The 11,695-nt window shown below is 69.3% G+C and carries 9 protein-coding genes; 6 read left to right on the top strand and 3 right to left on the bottom strand.

Annotation, left to right across the window (positions count from 1 at the left end; genetic code table 11):
- From AB0J09_RS39660 to AB0J09_RS39635, 6 genes are all read left to right on the top strand, one after another.
- The coding region (locus AB0J09_RS39660) for an RHS repeat-associated core domain-containing protein (protein WP_360702747.1) at nt 1-5,652 on the top strand (5,652 nt) is incomplete at its 5' end.
- 21 nt (nt 5,653-5,673) lie between these two features.
- Nucleotides 5,674-6,195 (top strand): hypothetical protein, encoded by a 522-nt coding sequence (locus AB0J09_RS39655; RefSeq protein ID WP_360702744.1) that lies wholly within the window; start codon nt 5,674-5,676, stop codon nt 6,193-6,195.
- Nucleotides 6,196-6,489: 294 nt separating this feature from the next.
- Nucleotides 6,490-6,759 (top strand): metal-sensitive transcriptional regulator, encoded by a 270-nt coding sequence (locus tag AB0J09_RS39650; protein ID WP_360702742.1) that lies wholly within the window; start codon nt 6,490-6,492, stop codon nt 6,757-6,759.
- Between the two features lie 92 nt (nt 6,760-6,851).
- Complete coding sequence (locus AB0J09_RS39645) at nt 6,852-8,162, top strand: MBL fold metallo-hydrolase (protein WP_360702739.1); 1,311 nt, start codon at nt 6,852-6,854, stop codon at nt 8,160-8,162.
- 30 nt (nt 8,163-8,192) lie between these two features.
- Nucleotides 8,193-8,753, top strand: coding sequence for a rhodanese-like domain-containing protein (locus tag AB0J09_RS39640; RefSeq protein WP_360702737.1), 561 nt, complete (start codon nt 8,193-8,195; stop codon nt 8,751-8,753).
- Nucleotides 8,750-9,040 carry a sulfite exporter TauE/SafE family protein gene (locus AB0J09_RS39635; RefSeq protein ID WP_360702734.1) on the top strand — a complete coding sequence of 97 codons (291 nt, stop codon included), beginning with the start codon at nt 8,750-8,752 and terminating at the stop codon, nt 9,038-9,040. Before AB0J09_RS39640 ends, AB0J09_RS39635 begins: the two co-directional genes overlap by 4 nt.
- Nucleotides 9,041-9,074: 34 nt before the next feature.
- On the opposite strand, the gene AB0J09_RS39630 is transcribed toward AB0J09_RS39635, so the two are convergent.
- The 3 genes from AB0J09_RS39630 to AB0J09_RS39620 all read right to left on the bottom strand — a co-directional run.
- Nucleotides 9,075-10,067, bottom strand: coding sequence for a hypothetical protein (locus AB0J09_RS39630; RefSeq protein WP_360702732.1), 993 nt, complete (start codon nt 10,065-10,067; stop codon nt 9,075-9,077).
- Between the two features lie 138 nt (nt 10,068-10,205).
- Entirely contained in the window at nt 10,206-10,610 is a 405-nt protein-coding gene (locus AB0J09_RS39625; RefSeq protein WP_360702730.1) for a hypothetical protein, read from the bottom strand.
- A 419-nt stretch (nt 10,611-11,029) separates the two neighbouring features.
- Nucleotides 11,030-11,695: cation diffusion facilitator family transporter (locus AB0J09_RS39620; RefSeq protein WP_360702727.1), on the bottom strand; the 666-nt coding region annotated here is incomplete at its 5' end.

Below are 11,695 nucleotides of genomic sequence, written 5' to 3'. Positions count from 1 at the left end.
GTGCTGGCCGCGACCGCCCTGGCCACCGGCACAGGCGGCGAGGCGCCCGACGGCAGCGGCAACTACGCGGCCACCCCGCTGGCCTCGTCGTCCACCTGGGCGGCGGGCGGCAACTCCGGCTCCTTCACCTGGTCGTACCCGATGGCCCCGGTGGAGCCCGCGGCGGGACCCGCGCCCGCGCTCGACCTGTCCTACGACTCGGGCAGCGTGGACGGGCGCACCGCCACCAGCAACAACCAGGGCACCTCGGTGGGCGAGGGCTTCGAGACGGCGGCGACCTCCTATATCGACCGCCAGTACGGCTCCTGCGACGATGACGGCCACGACAAGCAGTACGACCAGTGCTGGAAGTACGACAACGCCTCGCTCGTCCTGAACGGCAAGTCCACCGAACTCGTCAAGGACGACACCAGCGGCAAGTGGCGGATGAAGAACGACCAGGCCGCCACCGTCACCCACTCCACGGGAGCCGCGAACGGCGACGACGACGGCGAATACTGGACCGTCATCACCGGCGACGGCACCAAGTACGTCTTCGGCCTGAACAAGCTGACCGACGCGGGCACCCAGCGCACCAACTCGGTGTGGACGGCCCCGGTGTACGGCGACGACTCCGGCGAGCCCGGCTACGACAAGGGCGACACCTTCGCCGACCGCGCCGTCGTCCAGGCGTGGCGGTGGAACCTCGACTACGTCGAGGACACCCACGGCAACGCCATGTCGTACTGGTACACGGCCGAGACCAACTACTACCGCAAGAACAAGGCCGACACCGCGAGCACCCTCTACACGCGCGGCGGCTACCTTGACAAGATCCTCTACGGGCAGCGTTCCGACACGCTGTTCACCGTGACCGCCCCGGACCAGGTGACCTTCTCCTACGCCGAGCGCTGCACGCTCGCCGACTGCGGCAGCCTTACCAAGGACACCGCGGAGAACTGGCCCGACGTCCCCTTCGACGCCGTCTGCACCAAGGACGAGTCCAAGGACGACTGCCACTCGGAAAGCCCCGCCTTCTTCAGCCGCAAGCGGCTGGTGAAGATCGAGACCTCGGTCCTGTCCGGTACCGCCTACAAGCCGGTCGATCAGTGGGCGTTCACCCAGAAATACCTGGACGGCGGCGACATCGGCACCTCGGCCGACCAGACGCTGTCGCTGATGTCGATCGTGCACACCGGGTACACCGGCACGCCGCTGCCCCTGGATCCGGTCTCGTTCACGTACGCGATGCGGCCCAACCGGGTGGCCGGAGGCACCCAGCCGGGCGGCGGCAACATCCTGCCGCTGACCAGGCCACGCATCGAGACGATCACCTCGGAGACCGGCGCGATCACCACGGTCAGCTACAACGAGCCGGAATGCGTGCGCGGCTCGCTGATGCCGAAGGCCGAGGACGACGACTCCCTGTCCTGCTACCCGCAGTTCTGGCACGTCAACGGCGCAACCGACGCCTCCATCGACTGGTTCAACAAGTACCGGGTGCTGGCGGTGAACACCGCCGACCCCGCCGGGGACAACCCGCTCACCGAATACTCCTACGACTACGAGAAGCCGGGCTGGCACTACAACGACAGCCCGTTCACCCCGGCCGGCGAGCGCACCTGGTCGATCTGGCGCGGGTACCAGAAGGTCACCACCTACGTCGGCGACACCCGCAACACCCGTTCCAAGAGCGTTTCCGTCTACCTTCAGGGCATGAACGGCGACCGGCTGCTCAAGTCCGCCGACCCCAGGACCGTCGACCCCGACAAGCGGCGCGCGGCCTCCGTGCCCGGACTCGACTTCTCCGGACTCGACGTGCCCGACCTGACGGACTCCGAGCAGTTCGCGGGCTTCACCCGCGAGGAGATCACCTTCAACGGCGCCGACCCGGTCGACGTGACGGTCAGCGACCCCTGGTCGGCCAGGACCGCGACCCAGCACAAGTCGTACGCCGACACCGAGGCGTATTACGTGCGCACCGGGAAGACCTCGGAGCACACCTACCTCACCGTCCCCAAGACCTGGCGCACCCTCACCACCGCCACCACGTACGACGAGTACGGCATGGCGGTCAGGCAGGACAGCACGGGCGACACCGCCAAGAGCGGCGACGAGACCTGCACCCGCACCTGGTACGCGCGCGACGACGCCAAGGGCGTCAACGCGCTCGTCTCCCGCACCCGCGTGACCGGCCGCCCCTGCTCGGTCAAGGAGGCCGACCTGTCGCTGCCGACCGGCGGCGCCACCGCCGGGGACGTGCTGTCCGACACGGCCACCGTCTACGACAACGCCGCCGCCACCGGATGGTCGGCAGGCCAGAAGCCGGTCAAGGGGGAGGAGACCTGGACGGGCCGTGCCACTGGCTACCCGGCGGCCGTCACGGGCGACGACCGCCCCCCGACGGGCTGGCAGCGTACGGCCACGACCACCTTCGACGCGCTCGGCAGGCCGCTGACCAGCACCGACGCGGGCGGCAACCCCACCACCACCACGTATACGCCGACCGGCGCGGGCGTGCCCACCAAGACCGTGGTCGTCAACGCCAAGCAGCACAAGACCACCACGTTCCTCGACGGGACGCGCGGCCTGCCTGAACGCACCTACGACGCGAACAACGCCAAGACCGAGCAGACCTACGACGGCCTGGGCAGGCTCATCGGCGTGTGGTTGCCCGACCGGAGCAAGGACGGCGGCCAGACACCCAGCATCGCCTACTCCTACGTCTACGAACGAGGCAAGGCCCCCTCGATCGGCACCGGGACCGTAAAGTCGTCCACCACGGCGAGCTGGTCGTACCAGATCTTCGACTCGCTGCTGCGCCCCATGCAGACGCAGCGGCCCACGCCGCTCGGCGGCCGCCTGCTGACCGACACCCGCTACGACTCGCGCGGCCTGGCCTACGAGACCTACAGCGACATCTTCGACTCCAAGCAGACGCCCAACGCCACCTACACCCGGGAGGAGTACGGCGAGGCGCCCAAGCAGTCGAACATCGTCTTCGACGGCGCGGGCCGCGCGATCAGCAGCGCGTTCCTCACCTATGGCGTGCAGAAGTGGACGACCACCACCACCTACACCGGAGACTCCACCGCCGTCAGCGCGCTGACCGGTGGCAAGGCGACCCGGACCATCACCGACGCGCTGGGACGCACCGTCGAGAGCCGCGAGTACGACTCGCCCTCGCCCGCCGACACCCAGTACGGCGCCGCGACAGCCGGCGGCCACACCTCCACCTCCTTCACCTACCGGCCCGACGGCAAGCAGGCGACCGTCACCGGCCCCGACGGCTCCCGATGGTCCTACACCTATGACCTGTTCGGGCGGCAGAGCGGCATCAGCGACCCCGACAAGGGCGCGAGCACCATCGGCTACACGACGCTCGACCAGACCGACAAGATCACCGGCGCGAACGGCTCGGTGCTGCTGTACGGCTACGACGAACTCGGCCGCAAGACCGGGCTGTGGTCCGGGTCGCGCACGGACGCGAACAAGCTCGCCGCCTGGACGTACGACACGGTGGCCCAGGGCGCGCTGACCTCCGCGACCAGCTACGACTCGGGGAAGGCGTACACCAAGAAGGTCCTCACCTACGACGCGCAGTACCGCCCGACCAGCACCGAGATCGACATCGACCCCAACGACCCGATGGTCACCTCTAAAGCGGCGAAGGCGAGCTACACCCTCACGCGCTCCTACAACCTCGACGGCACTCCGAAGAACGTCACCGAGCCCGCGGCCGGAGGTCTCGCCGAGGAGACCGTCAACCTGACCTACACCCCGACCGGGCAGGTCATCGGGGTCACCGGGACCCAGGACTACCTGCAGACGGCCGACTATAACGCCCTCGGCCAGCTCCAGCAGCTCAGCCTCGCACTGTCGGGATCCAACGACGCGAAGCGCACCTACGTCAACAACACCTATGAGGAAGGGACAGACCGGCTCACGAGATCCTTCGTGACCACTCAGTCCACCCCCGTCAAACCGCTGGACCTGACCTACCGCTACGACGACGCGGGCAATGTCACCGAGATCGCCGACACCCCCACCCAGGACGGCGCGGGCAAGAGCGACATCCAGTGCTTCACCTACGACGGCCAGCGCCGTCTGACCGAGGCATGGACTCCGGCCACCGACGACTGCACCAGCAAGACCGTGGGCGGCGCGGCCCCGTACCGTACCGGCTACACCTACAACGACTCGGGCCTGCGAGCCACGCAGACGGACTACAACGGCTCCACCAGCACCTACTGCTACGGCGACACCGTCAAACGGCACGCCCTGACCACGGTCACGACCGGCTCCTGCACGGGCGTGACCGCCACCTACTCCTACGACAAGTCCGGCAACACCACCGCGCGCCCAGGCCAGACTCTCACCTGGGACGCGCAGGGCCGCATCGCCACCTTGACCCAGGGCACGCAGAAGACCTCCTACCTGTACGACGCCGACGGCACACTGCTGGTCCGCCGCGCGATGGGCGACGGCGAAAGCGTGCTCTACCTGGGCGCCACCGAGATCCACTCGAAGAAGACAGGGACCGACGTCAAGAACTGGGCCACCCGCTCCTACACCGCGAACGCCCAGGTGATCGCGGTGCGCACCACGGAGACGGGGACGAACGCGGTCTTCTTCTCCGCCGGCGACGCGCACGGCACGTCCTCGCTGGCGGTCGACGCGAGCAGCCAGGCCGTCAGCAAGCGCTACACGACCCCGTTCGGCGCGGTACGCGGGACGACGATCGGCGACTGGCCCGACGACAAGGGATTCCTCGGCAAACCCGCCGACGACGCTACCGGGCTCACCTCCGTCGGGGCCCGCATGTACGACCCGCTCACCGGCAGGTTCCTGAGCGTGGACCCCGTGCTCTCCACCGACCAGGGCCAGTCGCTCAACGGTTACTCGTACGGGAACAACAACCCCGCCACCTTCAGCGACCCGACGGGCGAGGAGATCGGCTCCAAGCCCAACTCCTGCCAGTACGACCTGAGGTACTGCTCCAAGGACGTGCAGGAGGAAGTCGGCTACGACCCGAAGACCGGCACCGTCACCCCGCCGTCGCAGAAGAAAAAGAAGAAGCCCCGGCCGACACCGAGCCCGACCCCGAACGCACCGCCGAAGCCGCCGCCCGGCGGATGCTACTGCCACGGGGACGGCACGGTCTACCTGCCGACGGCGCTGGCCTTCCACCCGTTCCACTGGGGCAACAACGCCAACGGCGCGAACGAGCTGGCCTTGGTCTACGACGCGACGCCGGGCTGGAGCGGCAACTCCTGCGAACGCCGTTCCCGCCAGTACGTCTGCTACGGCGGCTCACCCGGCGGCGACCAGCCGATGACGATCGGGGACGTCCTGTTCTACCCGTACTCCAAGCAGCACTTCCTGAACCGGCTGCGGGAGGAGAAGGAACGCAGGGAGGACATCGCCAGGACCGCTGGCCGTAAGACGGCTGACCAGTACGGGCCTGACCTCGAAAGACACGAGGCGGTGCACTCCCAGCAGTGGACGCACATGGACGCGGCCTCCTTCCCCACCGACTACGCCGCCGAGTCCGCGAAGTCCATGCAGAAAACCGGCACCCCCTGGGCCACCAACCACTTCGAAGTGGACGCCAACCTGTGGTGGGGCGGCTACCTGGACTGGCACCCGCTGCAATACGGGCCGATCCCGTAGAAGAGAGAGGACGACACGAGGATGAATCACAGGAGAAGGCCGGGGCTCAGGCGCGCGGCCGTCGCGTTGACGGCTCTGGCCTTCTTCGGTACGGGGTGCACACCCACGCACGAAGGCGTACTCGCCGTCGAACGGGCCCAGGACGGTGGGGTCAGGTTGTTGCTGGCCCACTGCCCCGGCTATGTCGCGCGGGACTTCTCCGTCATCGCCGACACCGGTGACGAAGGCGAGTTGGCCGGCTGGAGCGTGCACAACGGCAGTTGGACCGCGTCCGCGCAAGACGTGCGGGTCTTCCAGGACCCGCCCGAGGGCTGGCGGACCACGAGCGGCGAACTCACCGCCTTGCGGAAGGGCGTCCCGTATATCGCGAACGTCGACGGCAGCATCGGCGACAGGGGCGTGCGGGGACAGGTGCCGTTCACGGTCGAGGACCTGGAGGGTCTCAAGAGCGGCGAAGTGCTGACGTGGGACGGAGGGAACAAGAACACGAAGACAGGCAGAAAGGACTTCCTGAACGGCGACCCGACCCGTTGCAAGCCTTGAGATTGCAGACCTTGACCGTCGTAGGCCTTGACCGCGCCATCATCCAGCGGGCGACAGCCGAGGCGTTCCGGCAGGTCGAGGTAACCGGCATCCTTGAAGACGATCCGCGCCAGCGCTGTACCCTTCCCTTCCAGCCGGTCCACCGCGTCTTCCCTGATCCGCACGCCCCGGTCCGCGAGCATGGCGCTCTGAGCGCAGCCGGCGGACCTCGTCAGCGGTCGTGAGTGTGGTTGACCTGGGACGATCGCCGACCCTCTTTGGGATCCATGCACCGTTATAGGTACCCTGGGGGGTATGGAGCTGAAGGAGTCAATGGTCGGCGACGCCGTGGTGCGGCTGCGCCGGGCCCATGGGCAGCTTGCCGGAGTGATCGCGATGATCGAGGCGGGCGAGGACTGCGTCAAGGTGCTCACGCAGTTGGCAGCCGTATCCAAGGCGCTGGACCGGGCTGGGTTCAAGATCGTGGCCAACGGGCTTCGTTACTGCCAGGATGCCCAGGCGCGCGGTGAGCAGGCCCCCATGCCGCTTGAGGAGTTGGAGAAGCTCTTCCTCGCCCTGGCCTGACTCGCCCCTCCCCCGGCGCCACACCGAGCCTTCGCGCGCCCGCCTGTCTCGGATATACCCCCGGGGGTACCTACCCTATGGAAGGAACTGGAATGGAGACCATCGCGTTCCGCACGCCCGGGCTGGGCGACCAGAGCTACCTGCTCGCCCACGAAGGCAGGGGCGTGCTCGTCGATCCGCAGCGCGACATCGACCGCTTCCTGGCCGCCGCCGCGGAACGGGATCTGGAGCTGCGGTTCGTGCTGGAGACCCATCTGCACAACGACTACGTCTCCGGCGGCGAGCAGGCCGCGTTGCGCACCGGCGCCGAGCTGGTGTTGCCCGCCGCCGCGGCCGCGGCCTACCCACACACGCCCGCCTTCCACCTGGAGGACCTGGCCGGCGGCGACGGCCTGATCATCCGGCCCATCCACACGCCTGGGCACACCCCGGAGCACACCAGCTACCTGGTGCTGATCGACGGCGAGCCGATGGCGGTGTTCTCCGGCGGAAGCCTGCTGGTCGCCTCCGCGGGCCGTCCCGATCTGCTCGGTCCCGAGCGGGCCACGACCCTGGCCAAACTCCAGTACGGCTCCCTGCACCGGCTGGCAGCGCTGCCCCGTGACGTGGAGCTGTACCCGACACACGGCGAAGGATCATTCTGTACGACGACCGGCGCGGGCCGCCACACCTCCACCATCGGCGCCGAACAGGACGGCAACCCGCTGCTCGCTCTGCCCACCGCCGAGGCGCTAGCCGGCGAGCTACTGGCCGAGCCCATGCCCATCCCCGCCTTCTACGCCTACATGGGCCCCGCCAACACGCTCGGCGTGCCGCCCGCACCCGGCCCGAACCTGCCCGAGATCACGGTCGCCGACCTGACCGATGAGATGCACGTGCTCGACATCCGGCCGAGGGCCGCGCAGTCCGCCGGATTCCTGCCCGGCTCCACCGGCATCGAGCTCGCCGACGACTTCGGCAGCTGGGCCGGCTGGCTGCTGCCGTACGGCGAGCCGATCGTTCTGGTGGCCGAGCCCGGCCAGGACATCGCCGAAGCCCGCACCCAGCTGGCCCGGATCGGCCTTGACGACGTTCGCGGCGTCATCCGCGACCTCGGCCCAGCCGCCACCGCCAGCTTCGAACTGGCCGACCTCCCCGCCTTCCGCGACCGGCTGCCCGGCGCCCAGATCCTGGACGTGCGCATGCCCAGCGAGCGCAGCGCCGCCCCACTGCCCGGCGCGATCGAGCGCTTCCTACCCGATCTCGTCACCGACGGCATCCCCGCCGAGCTGGACCCGGACCGTCCGGTCCTGGTCGCCTGCGGCTCCGGCCGCCGCGCGTCGATCGCCGCCACCATCCTGACCCGCCACGGCCTGACCCCCGTCGTGCTCACCGGAGCCGGCGCCGGTCAGGTCGCGGCCTGAACCACCCCGCACCACCAATCGGAGAGCTCCTTGACCACCATCGACGTGACCACGACCCGCGCCATGGCCGCCGCCGGCGGCGCCATCCTGCTACTGGACGTGCGAACGCCCGCCGAGTTCGAGACCGCGCACGTCGACGGCGCCGTCAACGTGCCCCTCGACCGGCTGGAGACCCACCTGCCCCAGCTCGCCGAGGCGGCCCTCAGCCGGATCGTGCTCATCTGCCAGTCCGGCGGCCGCGCGACAACCGCCCAGGCCAAGCTCGCGCAGGCAGGCATCCCCACCTCGGCTGTCATGACCGGTGGCATGAACGCCTGGCTCGCGGCCGGCGCGCCCGTCAACCGCGGCCGGCAACGCTGGAGCCTGGAACGCCAGGTCCGTCTCGTGGCCGGTCTCCTGGTTCTCGTCTCGGTCCTGCTGAGCCTCGTGACGCCCTGGAGCCTGCTCGTCACCGCGTTCGTCGGCGCTGGGCTGACCTACGCCGGCGCCAGCGACAATTGCCTGATGGGCCTGCTGCTGACCCGGTTGCCGTACAACCGGGCCGGCGCGGCCGACCCCGCCGGCGCGCTCGCCCACGCCTGCCGCCGATGACCGTGGCGCTCGCGCTGGTGCTGGCCGGCGCGCTGGTCGTGGGTGTCAGCCTCGGCCTGCTCGGCGCGGGGGGCTCGGTGCTGGCCGTGCCCGTGCTGGTGTTCGGCGCCGGCCAGCCCATGGCGGTGGCGATCCCGACCGCGCTCGTGGTCGTCGCAGTCTCCAGCATCGGCGCCCTCCTCCCGCGTCTACGTGGGAGGCAGGTGCGCTGGAGCGTGGCCTGGCAGCCGTCGGCGCGGGGACGTCGCGCCGCGAGCAGATGGTGTGAGCTGGCCTGGGAACCGTAGCGATCTCGGACGGTTGCGCCGCCCCTGGGGATGTTCAGGCGAGAGGCCGGTAGTAGAGCGAGAAGGACTTGTCCCGGACGTGGCCTTGGGTCAGGCCCATGCACAGCAGCGGGTCAGCGCCGCACGGTGCGAGAACGGCCAGTCCCTCTGGCTCGCGCGGGAGGAGGTCCCTGGCGGTGGCGTCCAGGATCTGCTGCTCCACCCGACCGGTGGTCAGTTGGATACGGAACAGGCGGATGTTGCCCTCCGAGGAGGCGGGGTTGGCGGGGCTATAGGCGCTGCCGAGCAGCTGGTAGGCATGTCCTGCCCACAGCGTCATGCCCTGGAAGGGCAGCCCCAGGTCGGCGCCGGGCTGGGGGAAGTCGGCGAGCGGGCGGTCGTCGTGTGCCGCCAGACGGGCCGCGTCGAACAGCCGGAAGCGTGGCACGCCTGCGATCTTGTAGCGCAGCAGCAGCCGGCCGGAGACGGGATCCAGGGTGGCGGTGTTGCTGGTCGAGCCCGGCACCGGCCGGTAGGGGGTCAGACGAGGGCTGCCGGGAGTCAGCACGGTGCCGTCAGTGAAAGGGAAGCGGCAGATGCCCCTGCCGTAGCCCGAGGCGGGGTTTGCGTCCCATTCGGTCCACATGAGGGCGCCACCGCGTTCAGTCTGCTCCACGCCCAGGGCGCCGCCGTGGCCGAAGCCCAGCAGGTACATCGATCCGATGAGGGTGCCGTCCATGGACAACCTGTTGAGGCACAGGTCACCTCGCTGGGCTCGCTCGGTGTGGGTGTAGGCGCGGCGTTCTCCGTCCAGGCGTACGTCGCCTTGCATGAGTTGCAGGGCATACAGGTGTCCGTGGCGCTCGTCGAAGCCGAAGGACTGCAGCACTGTGCTGTGCAGCAACTGCCCGCCCGCCAGCAGCATGCGGCCATGCGGGGCCAACTCGCGTGCGCCGGCCGCCTGGGGTGCAGCCCTGCCCGGTCGTGGCCGGGCCGATGAGACGGTGACCGCGGCCGCGAATGCGGCGGCCGCGCTGAGACCCAGCATGCTGCGACGGGTCAGCGGTTTTCGGCAAGGCGTCGTCATCAGGTCTTCCTCCTGAATGCTGTGCCCGGCGGGTACGGGGACGGGCCTACCTGGCCGGGTAGCGCGCCAGGCGCGGCAGAGACCGCACAGCGGTGGTGTTCAGCTTGAGGGTTCGCGGCGGGGCAGTATGGTGCCGCTGAGGATGTAGCGAGCTGAGACAAAGCCGGGACCGTCGGCGAGGCGGTACCAGCGCGCATCCCCCTCAACGCTGCTGCCGCGGGTGCTGTAGGCGAGGTCGATCAGGCTGCCGGAGAGCCGGTGACCGATGACGGGGTAGCCGGCCCCGGGACCAGCGCGGACGGCCAGCGGCACGCCGTGCGACCTTACGCGTCCCTGAGCGTGCACAGTCACTGCGATCAGCCCGGCCACGCCTGCGGTCGGCATGGTGGGCCGGAGCGGGGTGGCCGGCGCGGCTGCCGGGAACAGCGCGACTGCGCCACCGGGCGCCGTGGACATCAAGAGGACAGAGGCGAGCACGATGCCGCGCAGGAGCAAGTGACTCATCGGACGTCCCTTGCGGTGGTGGGGACTGATGTTGAGCTGGAGGAGGTGCGGCGGCGACGGAACCGCCAACGTCATCCACAGAGCGTTACTACCCGATTACTAATTCATCTAAACGATTGTGCATTTGGTCAGATAACAGAGTGCTTTGATTTGTCACTTTTCGTAATCGAGCAGTTGTTGATGTGAGGAAAGGGGGGTGGTTGGCCCATGGAGGGGGAGCCGACCACCCCGTGCGGACATGCCCTTCGGAGCACTGGGTGGTCTGTCGAGGCGTGGCGCCACTCGATGTGCCCCGAACGACGCATGGCGCGCTGCCGCCGACGCGGATCGTCGCCGATGCGTGCTGGTGGTCGGCGCGGCTCCCTGTCGTGGCGAACACCTATGCTTCCCCGCTCTGAGGGGACGGCCTCCGCGGTGGGTTACCAGCCGAGCTCGTCGCAGCCGGCGTGGTCGGCGGGCTCGACCTGGAGGGTGGCGTGGGCGACGCCGTGGCGCCGGCGCAGCAGGTCGCGGGCCTGGTCCAGCACGGAGTGGTTGTCGTTCTGGTCGGTGGTGACCAGGTGGGCGGTGGCGACGTTCATGCCGGAGGTGAGGGTCCACAGGTGCAGGTCGTGCACGTCGCGTACGCCGTCGATCGCGGCCAGGTCCTCCGCGACCGCGGTGGCGTCCATGCCTTCGGGTACGTGCTGGCCGAGCACGGCGAAGACCTGGCGGCCGAGCGAGATCGCCCGGACGGCGACGAAGACGCCGATGGCCAGGGCGATGACCGTGTCCCAGAACGTCTGACCGGTGGCGGAGATGAGCCAGCCCGCGACGATGACACCGACGGATCCGGCCGTGTCGGCGACGACTTCCAGGTAGGCGCCCTTGACGTTGAGGCTCTCGCTCGCGCCCGCGCGCAGCAGCAACAGGGCCACGACGTTCACGACCAGGCCGATGGCGCCCACGACGAGCATCGGGCCGGAGGAGACCTCGGCGGGTGCGCCGATGCGGCCGATGGCCTCGATGACCACGTACAGGGCGACGCCGAGCATCAGCACCACGGCCAGCAGGGATGCGAACACCTCTGCCCGGTATGAGCCGTA

It is taken from the genome of Nonomuraea sp. NPDC049784 (genome assembly GCF_040659615.1).
Lineage (GTDB): Bacteria > Actinomycetota > Actinomycetes > Streptosporangiales > Streptosporangiaceae > Nonomuraea.
The sequence above is the reverse complement of the archived record's forward strand: the minus strand, read 5'-3'. Positions and strand labels throughout refer to the sequence as shown.

What these genes read in the sequence shown, in the direction of transcription:
- AB0J09_RS39655 (WP_360702744.1), top strand. Translation starts at nt 5,674, where the DNA reads ATGAATCACAGGAGAAGGCCGGGGCTCAGGCGCGCGGCCGTCGCGTTG.
- AB0J09_RS39650 (WP_360702742.1), top strand. Translation starts at nt 6,490, where the DNA reads ATGGAGCTGAAGGAGTCAATGGTCGGCGACGCCGTGGTGCGGCTGCGC.
- AB0J09_RS39645 (WP_360702739.1), top strand. Translation starts at nt 6,852, where the DNA reads ATGGAGACCATCGCGTTCCGCACGCCCGGGCTGGGCGACCAGAGCTAC.
- AB0J09_RS39635 (WP_360702734.1), top strand. Translation starts at nt 8,750, where the DNA reads ATGACCGTGGCGCTCGCGCTGGTGCTGGCCGGCGCGCTGGTCGTGGGT.
- AB0J09_RS39630 (WP_360702732.1), bottom strand. Translation starts at nt 10,067, where the DNA reads ATGCTGGGTCTCAGCGCGGCCGCCGCATTCGCGGCCGCGGTCACCGTC.
- AB0J09_RS39625 (WP_360702730.1), bottom strand. Translation starts at nt 10,610, where the DNA reads ATGAGTCACTTGCTCCTGCGCGGCATCGTGCTCGCCTCTGTCCTCTTG.